Origin of the sequence: Pseudochelatococcus lubricantis (genome assembly GCF_011762225.1) — a bacterium.
Classification (GTDB): domain Bacteria; phylum Pseudomonadota; class Alphaproteobacteria; order Rhizobiales; family Beijerinckiaceae; genus Pseudochelatococcus; species Pseudochelatococcus lubricantis.
On the sequence record NZ_JAASQI010000003.1, the window covers coordinates 456892 to 473348 of the forward strand.

Below are 16457 nucleotides of genomic sequence, written 5' to 3' on the forward strand. Positions count from 1 at the left end.
ATGGCCGGACGCCTTCAGGCGTCGCTTGCTGTCCTTCTGCATTTTGCATGCGCGCGAGCGGTGGAAATCGCGCTCGCGGGCTATGCGGAGGAGAACGATCTGAACAATCTGCGCCGGCTCGCAGCCACTGTCGTCGATATCAATGGCGTGGCAAGCGAAATCGTTTCGCTGACGCATAACTCGCACAGGGCCAGTCTTGGCGCGCGCTCCGTTGCGGCGGCGGCCACGGAACTCGTCGCGTCGATCAACGTTATCGAGCAATCCAGCAATCAGGTGCTGCAGGAGGTGCGCGATGTAAGCCGGACGGCGACCGACGTCCGCGATAATGTCGACAACCTGCGCGCGGCCATGTCGGATATAACCGCCACGACGGACGAGACCCAGGCGACGGTGAAGGGCGTCGAAGGAGCGTTCGTGCAGATCGCCAATACGCTGGGCGCGATCGACGCCATCGCCCGGCAGACGAACCTGCTGGCGCTCAACGCGACCATCGAGGCGGCGCGCGCGGGCGAAGCCGGCCGCGGCTTCGCCGTCGTCGCTTCGGAGGTGAAAGCCCTCGCCGGGCAGACGGCCAACGCCACGAGGGATATCGGGCAGAGCATCGCCGGCATGCGAGCCGTCATCGGCACGTTGACCGATACGCTTGCGCGGTCGCAAAAGGCAGTGCACTTCGGGCGGGCAGCCATCGATGGCGTCGCCGAGACGGTTGAGCGAACGTCGACAACGGTCGCGTCCGTCATCGATCATATGGGGGAGATCGCGCACGTCCTCTCGCAGCAGAGCGAAGCCAGCAGCGAGATCGCGACCACCATCGAGGCCGAGGCGCGGCTTACGACGGAGAATGAGGCGTCGCTCGACCGCATGGCCGGCAAGCTGCAGCTCGGCAATGACCATCTCTCCGCCAGCGCGCAAAACTGGTTTCAGGCCTCGTCGACGCAGGCCCTTTGCGAGATGGCCAAGATCGACCACGTGCTGTTCAAGAAGCGTGTCATCGACAGCCTCACCGGCCGGCAGGCGTGGCGATCTGGCGACGTGCCCGATCACAACGGCTGCCGTCTCGGCAAATGGTACAACGGCTTGAACAACGATTGCATTTGCAGCCTGCCCGCGTTCAGAAACCTCGTGGAGCCGCACAGGCGCGTGCATGAGGCCGCCCGCACCGCACTGGCGTGCCATGAAACCGGCCGCACGGACGAAGCCATCCGCCAGCTTTCGGAAATGGATCAGGCCAGCCAGGAAGTCATCCAGCTGCTGGACGACTTGTCGGCAACCATCAAGGAACGCTGCTGAGGCGACTCGACGGCGGACTTTCCGGCGGGCTGGACAGGACGACCGGCCGGGGCCGGGAGCGGGCTCGACTTCCGGCCCGACGTACGAGCCGAAAGGCGCTACACCATGCTCGGCAGAACGCGGTTCGGCGCGCGGTGACCGTCCAGGAACGCCTTGATGTTGACGATGACTTTCTCGCCCATCTCGGTGCGCCCTTCCAGCGTCGCGGAGCCCATGTGCGGCAGCAGGACGACGGCATTGTTGCGGGCGAGTTTCACGAGGCGCGGATCGATGGCGGGCTCTTCCTCGAACACGTCGAGCCCTGCCCCGCCCAGTTCCCGCGCCTCCAGCATCTGGATGAGCCCTTCCTCATCGATGATTTCGCCGCGCGCCGTGTTGATCAGGATGGCGTCGCGCTTGAGGAGCCGCAGCCGGCGCGCCGAAAGCAGATGATAGGTCGCGGGCGTGTGCGGGCAGTTGACGGACACGATGTCCATGCGTGCCAGCATCTGGTCGAGCGATTCCCAGTAGGTCGCCTCCAGCTCGGCCTCGATCTCGGGCGCCACGTGGCGGCGATTGTGATAGTGAATCGACAGCCCGAACGACTTCGCCCGACGCGCCAGCGCCTGCCCGATGCGCCCCATGCCGACGATACCCAGGCGCTTGCCGGTGATGCGCCGCCCCAGCATCCACGTGGGCGCCCAGCCGGCCCACTGCTCCGCGCCGATCAGCTTCTGCGCGCCTTCCGGCAGCCGCCGCGCCACGGCGAGGATCAGCGCCATGGTCATGTCGGCGGTGTCCTCGGTCAGCACGCCGGGCGTGTTGGTCACGGTGATTCCCTGTGCCAGCGCCGCGCCGACATCGATGTTGTCCACACCGTTGCCGAAATTGGCGATCAGCCGCAACTGCGGCCCCGCCTGCGCGATCAGTTCGGCGTCGACCCTGTCCGTTATGGTCGGCACGAGCACGTCTGCGATCTTGACCGCCTCGACGAGTTGCTCGGCGGTCAGCGGCTTGTCATCCATATTGAGGCGGGCGTCGAACAACTCGCGCATGCGCGTTTCAACGCTTTCCGGCAGGGTGCGGGTAACGACGACAAGGGGCTTCTTCTTCATGGACGAAAGTTCCGATCCCGGCGCTCGATTTCACGCCACGTTAAGAACCAGGGAGGCACAACTGCAAGAGGTATCACACAATCCCGATGCAAGATCGACTCCGACGAACCCCGCTTCAACCGAAAACATGATATCGCACCGTATCACAATACAGCCCGATCACGACTTTGCGCAGAAGCCGCATCCCGCATGCAGCAGCAGCCGGTTCTCTGTTAGAGCATGATGGCCGGCCAATGCAACAGCAGCCGGCGCCCGTCCCCGCCGAAGCCGCATCGTGAGTCCGATCAGAAAAGTCCGCACGGAAAGTCCGCCATGTCCAAGACCGTCGCCCCGTCCGCCCTCGCAGCCCTTGTCGTCCTTGCCCTTTTACCGGGCGTGGCGGCCCATGCCCAGCAGCAGCCGGCTGCCGGGCAAACGATCGGCTCGAACAGCAAACTGCCGGTGCCACGCTATGTGAGCCTGAAATCGGACAGGGTCAATCTGCGCGCCGGCCCGGCCAAGGACCATCGCACGTTGTGGGTGTTCCAGCGCGCGGGACTGCCGGTGGAGATCACGGCGGAGTTCGCGACATGGCGACGCATCCGCGACTCGGAGGGCGCGGAAGGATGGGTTCTGCACAGCCTTCTCTCGGGCCGGCGCACCGCGCTCGTCACGCCCTGGGACAAGGACAAGGGTAAGGAGCCCACCCCGCTGCTCGCCCGCGCTTCCGACAGCGCCAACATGAAAGCCCGGCTGGAGCCGGGCGTGATCGTCAGCATAGAGACCTGCGACGGCACCTGGTGTCATGTCACCATCCGCAATCTGGACGGGTATATACAGCAGGGGCGCCTGTGGGGGGTCTACCCCGACGAGATCATCGAGTAGGCTGCACCGTCTGCACGCTCTGCGCGCGCCGTTCCGCCGCCTCGTCCTCGCTGTCGAGGTGATGGCCGACGGCGGCAAGAGCCGACGAGTGCTGGCGCAGTACGAGGCGCGCAGCGCGCAACACCTCCTCTGCCTCGGCCGACAGCGCCTCGCCGTTGGCCGCCCCCTGCGCGGGGCCGCGCGCCGGCACCTTGTCGAGCACCGCGCCGATGCGCGTATCAAGCGCCTCGATGCGCGCATCGATTTCCCGGAGGCGCTCGGTGGTTTCGTGCCGCAGATCGCTGAGCGCCTGATGGATGGCGTCCACCTTCTGATCGACAGGACGCACGCGCCCCTCGATCCGCGCCCAGATTCGCCGCCAGACAGGCCGCACGGTCCACGAGATCGAACGGCGCAGGCTGTTGCGCAGGCTCGCATCCCGCAGCTCGACATGCAGCGCGGGCGCGGGGGCATGGACGACCTGAGCCGATTCGACAGGGTGCGCCGGCGCATCCGCAGCACCGACGCCCGCGCCCAGCAGGCCGGTGTAGGTGATGCCGGCGTTGTCGTGCATGATCTGGCGCACGGGCTCGGGCACATTCACCCCGTGCAGCTCGACGCCCTTGAGGAAGTAGTCCCAGAAATGGGGGTTATGTACCCACTGTACCTCCCGCAGCAGCAGATCGGCATATCTGTCCGGGTGCTTGCGCAGCAGGATGGCGTCATTGAGGAAGAATTTCGAGCGGACTTCAAGCGACTCGCGCTCGACGGAACGCGGATGTGGCGGATGATAAACCCACGCACCGCGCGAGAACGGAACCTCGCCGACCTCCTGAAGACGCCAGCCGAGATCGGTATCCTCGCGAAAGTGCGGCTTCTCCAGCGCGATGTCGAAGCCGTTGATGGCGTGGAAGACATCGGCACGGACGAACAGGTTCGCCGTCATGAAGCCGATGCCCTCGAAGCCGTCGTTGGTAACGCCTCGCCAGTTGGGATCGCCGGCGCGGCCGGACGTGATCAACCCTTCGAGCCCGACGATATCGGAGGTGGAGAAGCACTCGTGAGCGTTGGCGAGCCAGCCCTCATGCGGCTCGCAGTCGTCATCCGTGAACGCGATCACACGCCCGCGCGCGAGCGCCGCGCCGGTGTTGCGCGCCGTCACCGCACCCTTGCGGTCGGTGTGGATATAGAGCAGGTCAAAACCGAAATCCCTGTCGCGGTCCGGCCACGGCTCCGCGCTCTGGTCGACCATGATGACCTCGAAATCGCGCCATGTCTGCAGCGCGAGATAGCCCGCGAGCTTCGTCAGCAGCGTATGGCGCTCGTAGGTCGGCACGATCACGGAGAAAAACGGCGGCTCTCGCCCCTCCCGCTTGGGCACGGCCCAGCGGGCGAGCAGCGCGCCGAGGCTGTCGGATATACGTTCCCAGGAATAGAAGCGGTCAGCCTGCACCCGCGCCCCCTCGCCGAGCGCCGCCATGTCGGCGGGATTGTCGAGCAGGGTGCGGATGGTCTGGGCGAAATTCTCCGCGTGCGCGATGGCGAAGGCCCGCTCCGACGTCTCGATGCCGCGCGCGCCGATTTCGGTGGAGACGATCGGCAGTCCGGCCGCCATGAAATCCAGCATCTTGATATTGGTGCCGGACCCGCTGAACATCGGGTTGACCGCGACGTTCGACGCCTGCAGCCACGCGATCTTGTCTTCCTCGGAAATCTGTCCCGTCACGCGGACGTTGGCGGGCAGAGTCATGTCCTCCAGCCCATCGCCGACACCGCCGGCGATGACGAACAGCACGCCCGGCAACGCGGGCGCCAGCGCCTCGGCGATGAACCGCGCCGCGGCGACGTTGGGGCCATACTTGCTGCCGAGGAAGAACGCCACCGGACGCCCTTCCGCGCCGAGCCGCTGGCGGACGGCGTGTTTTTCCTCGATCGACGGCGGCACGATCTGGCGCGTGAACGTGCCGTTGGGGACGACGCGGATGCGTCCCGCGCTGACGCCATAGAGATTCGCGAAGGCTTCCCTGTCCTCGTGGGAGCAGGCCAGAATGAGATCCGCTGCGCGGCAGACCGCACTCTCCACCTCGACAACGCCCCGCGCCACCGCCGACCCCGCGCCGCCGTCGTCGAGCAGTTCGGTGCGCAGCAGACCTTCGACGTTGTGCGCGTCATAGACGATGAGCTGCCTGTCAGGCTGCAGGACGTCGCGCACGAGGGGATAAATCCACGGGTGAGAAAAGACGACAACATCCGCCTCGCGTGCGGCGCGGCGCGCCGCCTCGACATAATCGGGCGACAGATGCGCCATGGTGTGAAAGGCGGTGTCGATGACGCCCTTGCCGCCAAGGTCCTGCGCGCGCCTGTCGGAGGCGGTGAAATGCGCCTCTGTCAGCGGCACCAGCTCTTCAAGCAGGGTCGGTGTGAGTTGCTGCTTGCGCGCGCCGGGTCCACGCCAGTCATAAGTGCCGACGTAATGCGCCCGATGACCGTGGCCAAGACCGTGGTAAAGACCGAGAAGGCGGAGCCGCCCTCCCCCGACCGGCGGATCGATGGGCTGCATATCCAGTACAGTCGTCCGCAACGTCATTGCCGCAGCCCTTTCGCTCGGTTACTCTCGCCGCTCCAACACACGAAAGGTTCTAATTTCCGCGCTTGTTCAAGGCCACGATAATAATAGTGCGTGACACTCATGGGGCGGTTTTTATTTTCTTTCACCCTTGCCGTCAACGGTGAGGACAGCATGGGTGTTAAGCGCTCATCACAGAAAAAAGACAGCTTTTCTGGCCGTTTGCCGCCATGGAGACTCGCTTACACTGAATCGATCAGGGCGGAAACCTGTTCGGCGAAATTGTGTTCGCTGAACCGGGCGGCGTTCCTGTAGCCGGCCCGCCTGAGCGTGTCGCACAGGTCGTCATCATCGAGCAGCTTGCGGATGCCCGTCGCGATCTCCTCGATATTATAGGGATCGTCGATAAGATAGGCGGAATCCGCCACCACCTCCGGCAGCGAGGCGACGTTGGACGTCAGCACGGGACAGCCGAAGGTCTGCGCCTCAAGCGGCGGGATGCCGAAGCCTTCGTTGAGAGACGGGAACAGCAGCGCGCGGGCGTTCCTGATGAGGCACAGCTTTTCAAGCTCGGTGATATAGCCCACGTAACGGACGGAATCGCGCCGCTGCGGACGCCCGGCATCCTCACCGCTGTTCCGCTTTGCGAAATACTGTTCAAGATGCCGGTCCCGGACATACTCCTGATCGACAATGCCGCCGAGAACCAGCGGCACGTCCAGCCCCTTCGCTGCGATCGTGTAGGCGGAGACGAGACGGTCGATATTCTTGCGTGCCTCTATGGCGCCGACATAGAAACAGTACTGGCCTGCCAGCAGCCCGAACTTCTCCAGCACAGACTGCTGGACGACAGGCAGTGCGCTGAGGCCGATCAGGTATTTGTCCGCCGGGACCGGCTGATACACCACCTTTACGCGGTCCGCAGCCGACGGAAAAAACTTGAGGAGCTGGTTCCGCGAGTACTCCGAAACAGCCAGGATGGCATCCGAATGGTCGTTGAGCGCTTTCAGGCGCTTGTAAAACAGGCCAGGGTCTTCCCGGTGCATGGACGCGGACAAGGGAATCAGATCGTGCAGCGTCTGCACGATCTTGATTTTTTTTCCGCGACTCTCGACGCTCATGGGAGACGTGGTGAAAAACACGCCGCCGTCCAGTTCAGCGGGAAGGTGCAGCGGAAACGGCCGCCTCAGGAGCGGTAGACGGTCGTGGACGGCCATGAGCCGGTAGCCGTCGGGGATGTTGTAGAAAAAATCGACGTCATCGAGATATCTGATGGCTTCTTCCACCACGATATCCCGCGGATTCTCGACAAGGGCAGCCCTGGGGCGCCCAAGGAAGCGTCTCTCGATATATTTCCTGAGCCACTTGACCTTTGAAATAGGCCCCGATGCGTGGACCGGATTGTCGAATTCCTTGAATATGCTTGCGGTAAGCGCCTCGCAAGGACCGTTATGGGAGGCATTGCTTAATATACCGGTCTCGAAGCCCTTCGATTTGACAGCGTGGATCAGGGCCTTTGCAAACAGATATATGCCACGCTGTTCTTTATCCCGAAAACACTGCCCGGCGAAAAGGACTTTCCTTGTCATAAAAACTCTCGCGTGATCGGGCGCGCCCGAAAAAATGTGTTTCAGGCGGATGCAGCCGACGGGCGGGCGTCCGCTCCCGATCCATCCGTTTCCGGCGCGTCGCCCGACGGCCTCCGGAACGGCAGTCCGAGCGCCGTGGCCAGCGCCACGGCCACTTTTTCCCAGGTAACCTCGGCGGCAACCTGCTTGCCCTTCTGCCCCATGGTCCCGGCGAGCGCCGGGTTTGCCGCGAGCTGATCGATCCGCGCCGCGATCGCCGCCGGATCGGCCTCCGTGACGAAGCCGGTCACGCCGTCCTCGACCACACGCGAAGGCTCGCCGCTGTCGGCGCAGGTGAGGACGGGTTTGCCGCTCAGGAACGCCTCGTAAGTGATCAACCCCAGGTCCTCGTTGCGGGGCATGAACAGGACGGCCAGCGAGTCGCGATAGTAGCCGATCAGATCCTCGTCGCTCACCCAGCCCGTGAAGCGAATGCGCGGATCGCCGGCCGCGCGCTCCTTGAAACGCTCCGCGTCCTCGCCCGTGCCGGAAATGATCAGTTCCACCGGCGCCTTGACGTGGCGCATCGCGTCGATGGCAAGATCGACCCGCTTCCAGCGGTGCAGGCGCCCCGGCATGAACAGATGGCGGAACGGCCCCTCGCGGAAACCCGACAGGCTGGTGGGATGCCGGATGACCTCGGCGTCCAGACCGTTGAACTGACGCAGGCGCTGCGCCACCTCCTCGCCGATGGCGAAGATCTTGCGCGTCCGCGGCGCGCGCAGCGCCGCCGTATCGAGCGTATGGATCAGCGCGCGCTGTTCGAACAGTTCCTCGGAACCCTTGCCGAACTCGACCTCGAACATGTCGTAGAACACGCGCATCGTGTGCTGCAGGTAGCAGACGTGATTCGGATGACGCACGAGGTAGGACGGCGCCTTCGACGTGATCACACCGTCATACGCGCTCAGGTCGAGATCGTAGAAGCGCAGGTACGATTCCTTGACGGCGTCGAAGTCGGACTCGTTGGAGGGGGTGTAGAGCAGCGTGACGTCGAGATCGAGTGCCTGCAGCGCATCCCGCAGTCCCACGAAAAAGCGTTCCGCACCGCCCGTCTCGCCCGACCCCGATCCCGCCGCGACGATCGCTACTTTCGGCTTCATGGCCGCTCCTGTCTCTTGTCTGCACCCGTCCGCCCCACGCTCCGGGTGCCGCCTCGCGCATGTCTTGCCGGCATGCGAGCGGCGAAGAAGGCTCCGACGGCGCTGTCCGCATGCCGGGGCAGCAGCGTCGGGGATGCCCGCAAAGTCATTCTCTGGCTGATCCGGATATAGTGCGGAAACGATGGAGGCCCATCCTCGCACTTGCACGCCTTACCTTGATGGGACATCTCCGCCCAAATGTCTTTCAAGTTCACTAATTTTCTGCGTCAGGACCTCGATCTGCCGGCTGAATTGCGCCTCGGACTCCGTCTTTGCCTTGTGCTCTTCTTCAAGACGGCGCTCCAGCTGCTGCGCCTTGCGCTCCGCCGTATCGACGCGCGCCGCCAGCCGCCGCACCTCGCTCGCAAGACGGGGAATGCTGCGCGCGAGACTTGCCAGCGCCACGATCTTGCGGCCGAGCCTGGAGCGGCGGATGCGGTCCAGAAAGCGCTCGCGCCGGAGGCCCGAGATGCGCGCGCCCCGCGCCTGCGCCTCATCGGTGGCGGCGAGAGCGTCGATAAGGTCTATCCGGCTGATCTGCCCGAGCCGCAACTGCTGCAGGAAGCGCGCCGCATCCTCGCCGGCCGGCTCACGCCCGAGCAGGGAGAGGTACGCGGCCCGCATGAACACCACATCATAATGCGCCAGGATTTCCGTCGCGGTGTAGCGAAGCTGGGCGGGATCGAGGGGCGGCGGAGCGACTTCCGCACCATTGCCTCCGACGATCCGGGCGTCGGCCCGCGCCTTGCGGGCCTCCACATCGGCACGCACCCGCTGCATCAGCGCATCGAGATCGTCCAGCCGCACCAATTCACTCACGTCGCCATATCTCCAGAACAACGAGGCCGCTCCTCTGGGAAGCAACCCTGGCCTCTTCAGACGCTGCACCAGCAACGATGCATACCAATCATCGTCGGGACCACCGCAAGGTCTCCGGAGCGCGCGGCGATGCGGTGAACACCCGCAAGGCCGGCTAGCCCGACCCCCTGCAGGATAGCGCCTCTTACCCTACATCGAGAATCATAACAACCTGTCAATTCGACGATCCGATGGCAGGATAGCCGGACGTTCGGCAACGTCTTCCCAAGGCCGGATTCGCCTGTCGCCACGGGCTCGTCAGGCGCGCGTCGTTCGCGGATACGAGAACGCGCGCGGACCGATCCGCGTCAGTTTCCCGCTTACACGAGACAGGGCGGCGAGACAATACCTCTGTACAATCGCCCCAGTGATCCGCCGTCAGGGCCGCAGCTCTCCAATGTTTAGCAAAAGCTTAATTCACTAATTTCTACATGATAATTATCAGAATTTCTATGTGCAATTCCGTTGAATAAAACTCAATGATCATATACGGCTGTTTTTGGATTTCATATTTTTCTACACATTCATTCATTTGCGTGAACGGCTTCGTCGTGCCGTTATCCTGCGCGTGGTCAGGCGTTCGACGTGGCGCCTCCCGCCGTCCGCAGGAAGTCCTCCAAAGCTGCCGTCTCCTGCGCTGTGAAGCGCAGGCCGAGCTTCGTGCGACGCCACAGCACGTCCTCGGCCGTCAATGCCCATTCGTTTTCGACGAGATGGCGCACCTCGTTCTCACCGAGGTCCGCGCCGATGATGCGCCCCAGCGAGCCGCTCGCGACGATGGGCAGCGCCAGCATTCCGTAGTGGCGCGCCAACCGTTTCAGCGTGGTCTCCGCCACGGCGGGAGCGCGCGCCTTCAGCGTCTTCATCAGTGCCGGCAGGCCATCGACGGGGAAATTTCCGCCCGGCAGAGCGCTTGCCGCCGTCCAGGCCGGCGCGCGTTTGCCGAGCACCGCCTCCACCTTGTCCATCGCCGCCTCGGCCAGCCTGCGATAGGTGGTGATCTTGCCGCCGTAGACGTGGATTGCGACGCCCGATGTGCTGTCGCCTTCCTGCTCCAGCACATAGTCGCGGGTCGCCGCCTGCGCGGAGGAGGCATGGTCGTCGTAGAGGGGGCGCACGCCCGCGTAAGTCCACACCACGTCTGCCGGCGTCACGGCCTTGCGGAAATAGCCGCTCACCGCCTCGCAGAGATAGGCGGTCTCTTCCGGCGTGATGCGCACGGCGGCGGGGTTTCCGGCATAGTCGCGGTCCGTGGTGCCGATCAGCGTGAAGTCGCTTTCATAGGGAATCGCGAAGACGATGCGGCCATCGGCATTCTGAAAGATGTAGCAACGGTCGTGGTCGAAGAGCTTCGGCACGACGATATGGCTGCCCTGCACCAGCCGCACGTGCGGTGCGCCGGTGGCGCCGTCAAGCAGGCGCCGCACGCCTTCCACCCACGGCCCGGCCGCGTTGATCACCATGGCGGCCGACAGGTTCCTGTCCGCGCCCGTCGTCCCGTCGCGCAGGTCGACACGGAAACGGCCGCCCTCGCGCCGGATGCCCGTCACGCGCGTGCGCGTGTGGATGCGCGCGCCCCTGTTGCTGGCATCGCGGGCGTTAAGCGCGACGAGGCGGGCATCCTGCACCCAGGCGTCGGAATACTCGAACGCCCGGACGAATCCGTTCCGCAACGGCTTGCCTGCCTCGTCCTGCCGCAGGTCGAGCACGCGGGTCGGCGGCAGCAGTTTGCGGCCGCCGATGTGATCGTAGATGAACAGGCCGAGACGCAGCAGCCACGCCGGGCGCAGCGCGCCGTGGTGGGGCAGCACGAAGCGTAGCGGCCAGACGATGTGCGGCGCCATGCGCCACAATATCTCTCGCTCCGTGAGCGCCTCACGCACCAGGCGGAACTCGTAGTATTCCAGATACCGCAGCCCGCCATGAATCAGCTTGGTGGAGGCCGACGACGTACCGCTCGCCAGATCGGCCTGCTCCGCCAGCACGACGTCGAAGCCCCGGCCGGCGGCGTCGCGCGCGATACCGCAGCCGTTGATGCCACCGCCGATGACGAGAATATCGCAATCGTTTCCGGACATTTCTTACGCTCTCCGACCCTGCGCAGGTCGGACGCAGCCGCTCCCGCGCGCGAAACCCGCCACAAAGCGCCTCTGCGACGCAGAACATGGCGAGATTCTTACACCCTGGGCATGTAGCATCTTTGACAGACGGTGGCTTTGAAACATTACGAATACGACAGAATCCGTTGCATCGAATCCGCACCTATCCGGCACGGCAGGCTTTATGCCCCCTTATCGACGCGGCCGGGATGGAAACGATCACAATCTCATGCCAATGATCGCTCACGCAAATTTCATGCGGTTCGGCTTCCGGCGGCGTGCTGCACGGAAGAATGGCGTCTTGCAAAGGTACTTCTGGCCATGGTCCGCAAACTGATATCCGGGAACGGCGGCCACGGCGCGCGGACGCATGCAGCCCCCCTTTTCCCGAGGCCCCTGCTGCGCCGACTCGCTTCGCGAGGTGGCATGGCGCTCATGCTTTGCGGCGCGCTCGGCGCCTGTTCCGTCGGGCCGGACTATGAAAAGCCGCCGCTGGCCGTGCCGGCGAAATGGAGCAATAACGCAGGCGCGACAACGGCGAAGCCCGCTGAGTTCGGGCAGTGGTGGAAGCGCCTGAACGACCCGACACTGAACAACATCGTCGAGCAGGCGGCTTCCGGCAATCTCGACGTCGCCTCCGCCAAGGCCCGCATCCGCGAGGCGCGCGCGACCTACGACCAGGCGGTGGGCGGCTTGTTCCCCTCGGTCAGCGGCACCTCCTCCGCCACGCGCGGCAAGAGCGGCGGGGCGGGTTCCTCCGGCAGCGTGTCGAACACCCTGCGCGCGGGCCTCGACGCCAGCTGGGAGGTCGACCTCTTCGGCGCCAACCGTCGCACCGTCGAAGCGGCCCGCTATGGGCTCGACGCCGCGGAAGAGGACTTGCGCGCCACGCTGGTGACGCTGGTCGGCGACATCGCCACCAACTATATCGATGTGCGCAGCTATCAGGCCCGGCTTGCGCTCGCGCGCAGAACGGCGGCCACGCAGAGCGAGACCGCCGCCCTCACGCGGGCGCAGTTCAACGCGGGCGCGGCTTCCGGCGTCGATCTCGCCAACGCCACCGGACAGGTCGCGACCACGGAGGCCGGCATCCCGACGCTGGAGGCCTCGCTGGCGCAGTCCATGCACCGCCTCGGCGTGCTGACGGGACAGGCGCCGACGGCGCTCTCCGCCCTGTTGCGCAAGGGCGGCGCGGTGCCCGCACCCCGGCTGCCGCTGCCTGTCGGCGTGCCCGCCGACGTCCTGCTCTCCCGTCCGGACGTGCGCCTCGCAGAACGCCAGCTCGCGCAGGCGACGGCGCGCATCGGCGCGGCGGAGGCGGACCGCTATCCCGCCATCAGTCTCACCGGCAGCGTCTCGACATCCGGTGTGCGGCTCGGCGACCTCGCGAAGAATTCGTCGATAAGCTGGTCGTTCGGGCCCAGCCTGAGCGTGCCGGTGTTCAACGCCGGCCAGTTGCAGGCGGCGGTCGAGGCAGCTCAGGCGCAGCGCGACCAGCAGTTCCTCAACCTGCGCGCTACGGTGCTGACAGCGCTGGAGGAAGTGGAGAACGCCGTCGTCGCGCTGGCGCAGGAGCGCGTGCGCCATGAGAAGCTGGCGCAGTCGGTGGCAAGCTACCGCGAATCCGCGCGGCTCGCCCGCACCCTGTTCGAGAGCGGCTCGACGAGCTTCATCGAGGTGCTCGATGCCGAGCGTTCGCTGTATTCGGCGGAGGACTCCCTCATCCAGAGCCGTGTGAACATCACCACGCAGTACATCGCCCTCAACAAGGCGCTCGGCGGCGGGTGGAACGGCGCGGTGAACGCCGGAAAGCCCGAGATCGTCGACAGGATGGGCCCACGTCCCGCCGCCTTCCTGCGCGGCGACGGCAAGAACTGAGGCGGGCGGGGTGAATTCGGTTTTGTATATATACATATAGCCAATTCTATATATCATATCGGCTGAAGCCTCGGCGAGCCCCGCCCCGCGAACGTGCAACCGCGCGATGCATTCTCGCGCCCAACCGGATGGAAGCCTTCATGACCCGCCGCCTCGGACAAACCGACATCGAAATCGCGCCGCTCGTCTTCGGCGGCAATGTTCTCGGCTGGACGGCCGACGAGCCCACGTCCTTCACGCTGCTCGACGCCTTCGTCGCCGAGGGTTTCACCGCCATCGACACGGCGGACGTGTATTCGCGCTGGGCGCCAGGCAACGACAGCGAGAGTGAGCGCATCATCGGGCGCTGGCTGAAGGCGCGCGGCAATCGCGACAGGGTGCACATCTTCACCAAGGTGGGATCGGACGTCGGACAAGGCAAAAAAGACCTTTCAGCCAAATGGATAGAGCATGCAATTGAAGCGTCTCTTCAACGCTTGCAGACCGACTACATCGACCTCTACCAGAGCCATTGGCCGGATCCCACCGTGTCGCAGGAGGAAACGCTCGCCGCCTACGACCGCCTGATCAAGGCTGGCAAGGTGCGCTTCATCGGCGCCTCGAACTACGATGCCGCGCTGTTGTCGGAAGCCCTTACGACCTCGAAGGAAAAGGGTCTGCCGCGCTACCAGACCCTGCAGAACGAGTACAACCTTCACAAGCGGGACGCCTTCGAGGGTGAGGTGCAGGATCTCGTGCTGCGGGAAGGGCTTGGCGTTATTTCCTACTACGCGCTGGCAGCCGGCTTCCTCACGGGCAAGTATCGCACGGAGGCCGATCTCAAGGGCGCGCGCGGCGAAAGCGTCCGGCGCTATCTCAACGAGCGCGGCCTGCGCATCCTGGCGGCTCTCGACACCGTGGCGGAACGGACGGGCGCGGCCCATTCGGAAATCGCGGTGGCGTGGGTCATCGCCCAGCCGGGCATCACCGCCCCCATCTCCTCCGCCACATCGCTCGCGCAGCTCGCGAGCCTGATACGCGGTGCGCGGCTCACCCTGGCGCGGGAGGATATCGAGCTGCTGACCGACGCGGGGCGCTGAGACGCCTTCCGAAACGCTGCCTTGACCAAAAGAGGGCTAGTCGGCGCGCGGCATGCGATGTAAAAGGCGCACTTGCATGCCGCAGGAGGGTTTCAGTCACGATGGCCAAGCCGACCGAAACGGAGACCAGCACCGCTTCTCCTTCCAAACTGCCTGTTGCCGCAGACACCGGCCACGCGACAGCGGCGGCCTCTCCCGCGCCGAAGCCGGAGCTGGAGTTGTTCTCGCTGCCGAGTGCCGAGGAAGTGGTGGGACAGGAAGGCTTCAAGGCTTTCGACCGCATGCGGGAGGCGCTGACCGCGCAGTTTTCCGGTGGCCTGTCCCCGGCGGCGCTGTCGCTGGCTTATTACGACTGGGCGATTCACCTCTCGCACGCGCCGGGAAAGCGGACGGAACTGGCCTACAAGGCTGTCCGCAAGGGCGTGCGCTTCCTGAACTACCTGACGGCGAGTGTCGTCGAGCCGTCGACGCCCCCCTGCATCGCGCCATTGCCGGGCGACAACCGGTTTACCAGCGAGGCGTGGCAGCACGCGCCTTTCAATTTCATCGCGCAGGCCTTCCTGCTTCAGCAGCAGTGGTGGCACAATATCACCCACGAGGTGCCGGGCGTCACCCCGCACCACGAGGACGTCATCAGCTTCTGCGCCCGCCAGATTCTCGATGTCGCCGCTCCCTCGAACAACCCGTTCACGAATCCGGAAGTGATCAACAAGGCGTTGGAAACCGGCGGCGCTAACTTTGTGGAAGGCTGGTGGAACTGGCTTGAGGACACGAGCCGCACCATCACCGGCCAGCCGCCTGTGGGTTCGGAGAATTTCGTCGTCGGCCGCGATGTTGCGGTGACGCCGGGCAAGGTGGTCTATCGCAACCACCTGATCGAGCTGATCCAGTATTCGCCCACGACGGAAAACGTCCACGCCGAGCCGGTGCTGATCGTGCCGGCGTGGATCATGAAGTATTACATTCTCGATCTGTCGCCGCACAATTCCCTGATCCGCTATCTGGTGGAGCAGGGATACACGGTCTTCTGCATTTCGTGGCGCAACCCGAATGCCGACGACCGCAATCTTTCTCTCAACGATTACGGCAGGCTCGGCGTGAATGCCGCGCTCGACGCGGTGGCGGCCATCGTCCCCGGCCGCAAGGTGCATGCCACGGGCTATTGTCTCGGCGGCACGCTGCTTGCCCTCGTTGCCGCCGCCATGGCCCGCACGGGCGACGGTCGGCTCGCCACCATGACGTTGCTCGCCGCGCAGACCGACTTCACGGAGCCGGGAGAACTCGCCCTCTTCATCGATCACAGCCAGGTGCATTTCCTGGAAAGTATCATGTGGAACCGCGGCTATCTCGACTCCAGCCAGATGGCCAGCGCCTTCCAGTTGCTGCGCTCGAACGACCTGATCTGGTCGCGGCTCGTGCGCGACTACATGCTCGGCGAGCGCACCTCGCTGATCGACCTGATGGCATGGAACGCCGACTCGACGCGCATGCCCTACCGGATGCATACCGAGTACCTCAAGCGGCTCTACCTCGACAACGAACTGGCCGCCGGCCGCCTTCTCGTCAACGGCCAGCCGGCCGCGCTGCAGAACATCCGCACGCCGCTCTTCGTCGTCGGCACGGAGCGCGATCACGTTGCGCCGTGGCAGTCCGTCTACAAAATTCATTATATCACCGACACCGAAGTGACCTTCCTGCTCACCAGCGGCGGGCATAACGCCGGCATCGTCAGCGAGCCCGGCAAGGCACGGCGGCGCTACCGCATCGCCCGCAAAACGGCCGTCGACACCTGCCTCAGCCCGCAGGAATGGTTCGCGGCGGCGGCGCAGCGTCAGGGTTCGTGGTGGCCCGCGTGGGTGGAATGGCTCGACAGCCACTCGTCGCCGGAGCGCGTCGCCCCGCCCGCCATCGGCGCGCCGGAGCACGGCTTCCCCGTCCTTGAGGATGCCCCCGGCACCTATGTCCTGCAAAGGTGAGACC

Annotated in this window: 11 protein-coding genes; 5 read left to right on the top strand and 6 right to left on the bottom strand. The window is 64.9% G+C overall.

The window, feature by feature from the left end; genetic code table 11:
* Entirely contained in the window at positions 1-1290 is a 1290-nt protein-coding gene (locus FHS82_RS08935; RefSeq protein WP_166951127.1) for a methyl-accepting chemotaxis protein, read from the top strand.
* A gap of 98 nt (positions 1291-1388) precedes the next feature.
* Here FHS82_RS08935 and FHS82_RS08940 read toward each other — a convergent pair whose 3' ends face one another.
* Complete coding sequence (locus FHS82_RS08940; protein WP_166951130.1) at positions 1389-2384, bottom strand: 2-hydroxyacid dehydrogenase; 996 nt, start codon at positions 2382-2384, stop codon at positions 1389-1391.
* Between the two features lie 312 nt (positions 2385-2696).
* Here FHS82_RS08940 and FHS82_RS08945 point away from each other — a divergent pair, with 312 nt between their 5' ends.
* Complete coding sequence (locus tag FHS82_RS08945; protein WP_166951132.1) at positions 2697-3248, top strand: SH3 domain-containing protein; 552 nt, start codon at positions 2697-2699, stop codon at positions 3246-3248.
* On the opposite strand, the gene FHS82_RS08950 is transcribed toward FHS82_RS08945, so the two are convergent.
* The 5 genes from FHS82_RS08950 to glpD all read right to left on the bottom strand — a co-directional run bounded on the left by FHS82_RS08950 (position 3238) and on the right by glpD (position 11499).
* Positions 3238-5814 carry a glycosyltransferase gene (locus tag FHS82_RS08950; RefSeq protein ID WP_166951135.1) on the bottom strand — a complete coding sequence of 859 codons (2577 nt, stop codon included), beginning with the start codon at positions 5812-5814 and terminating at the stop codon, positions 3238-3240. The genes FHS82_RS08945 and FHS82_RS08950 overlap by 11 nt on opposite strands.
* A gap of 221 nt (positions 5815-6035) precedes the next feature.
* Complete coding sequence (locus tag FHS82_RS08955; RefSeq protein WP_166951138.1) at positions 6036-7079, bottom strand: glycosyltransferase; 1044 nt, start codon at positions 7077-7079, stop codon at positions 6036-6038.
* Positions 7080-7423: 344 nt separating this feature from the next.
* Positions 7424-8524 carry a glycosyltransferase family 4 protein gene (locus FHS82_RS08960; RefSeq protein WP_166951140.1) on the bottom strand — a complete coding sequence of 367 codons (1101 nt, stop codon included), beginning with the start codon at positions 8522-8524 and terminating at the stop codon, positions 7424-7426.
* A gap of 210 nt (positions 8525-8734) precedes the next feature.
* Complete coding sequence (locus FHS82_RS08965; protein ID WP_166951142.1) at positions 8735-9382, bottom strand: hypothetical protein; 648 nt, start codon at positions 9380-9382, stop codon at positions 8735-8737.
* A gap of 611 nt (positions 9383-9993) precedes the next feature.
* Positions 9994-11499 (bottom strand): glycerol-3-phosphate dehydrogenase, encoded by a 1506-nt coding sequence (gene glpD, locus FHS82_RS08970; protein ID WP_166951144.1) that lies wholly within the window; start codon positions 11497-11499, stop codon positions 9994-9996.
* A gap of 447 nt (positions 11500-11946) precedes the next feature.
* Between glpD and FHS82_RS08975 the strand changes: the two genes are divergently transcribed.
* From FHS82_RS08975 to FHS82_RS08985, 3 genes are all read left to right on the top strand, one after another.
* On the top strand, positions 11947-13398 hold the full coding sequence (locus FHS82_RS08975; RefSeq protein WP_208394156.1) for an efflux transporter outer membrane subunit: 1452 nt from the start codon (positions 11947-11949) through the stop codon (positions 13396-13398).
* A 140-nt stretch (positions 13399-13538) separates the two neighbouring features.
* A complete protein-coding gene (locus tag FHS82_RS08980; protein ID WP_166951148.1) occupies positions 13539-14477 on the top strand; it encodes an aldo/keto reductase in 939 nt (312 codons plus the stop codon).
* 101 nt (positions 14478-14578) lie between these two features.
* Positions 14579-16453, top strand: a complete 1875-nt coding sequence (locus FHS82_RS08985; protein ID WP_166951150.1) for a PHA/PHB synthase family protein — start codon at positions 14579-14581, stop codon at positions 16451-16453.
* The last annotated feature ends 4 nt before the right edge of the window (positions 16454-16457 follow it).

Bases quoted from the DNA above. Each gene is read 5' to 3' on its own strand.
- FHS82_RS08940 (WP_166951130.1), bottom strand. From the start codon at position 2,384: ATGAAGAAGAAGCCCCTTGTCGTCGTTACCCGCACCCTGCCGGAAAGC.
- FHS82_RS08985 (WP_166951150.1), top strand. From the start codon at position 14,579: ATGGCCAAGCCGACCGAAACGGAGACCAGCACCGCTTCTCCTTCCAAA.
- FHS82_RS08950 (WP_166951135.1), bottom strand. From the start codon at position 5,814: ATGACGTTGCGGACGACTGTACTGGATATGCAGCCCATCGATCCGCCG.
- FHS82_RS08945 (WP_166951132.1), top strand. From the start codon at position 2,697: ATGTCCAAGACCGTCGCCCCGTCCGCCCTCGCAGCCCTTGTCGTCCTT.
- FHS82_RS08960 (WP_166951140.1), bottom strand. From the start codon at position 8,524: ATGAAGCCGAAAGTAGCGATCGTCGCGGCGGGATCGGGGTCGGGCGAG.
- glpD (WP_166951144.1), bottom strand. From the start codon at position 11,499: ATGTCCGGAAACGATTGCGATATTCTCGTCATCGGCGGTGGCATCAAC.
- FHS82_RS08935 (WP_166951127.1), top strand. From the start codon at position 1: ATGGCCGGACGCCTTCAGGCGTCGCTTGCTGTCCTTCTGCATTTTGCA.
- FHS82_RS08975 (WP_208394156.1), top strand. From the start codon at position 11,947: ATGGCGCTCATGCTTTGCGGCGCGCTCGGCGCCTGTTCCGTCGGGCCG.
- FHS82_RS08980 (WP_166951148.1), top strand. From the start codon at position 13,539: ATGACCCGCCGCCTCGGACAAACCGACATCGAAATCGCGCCGCTCGTC.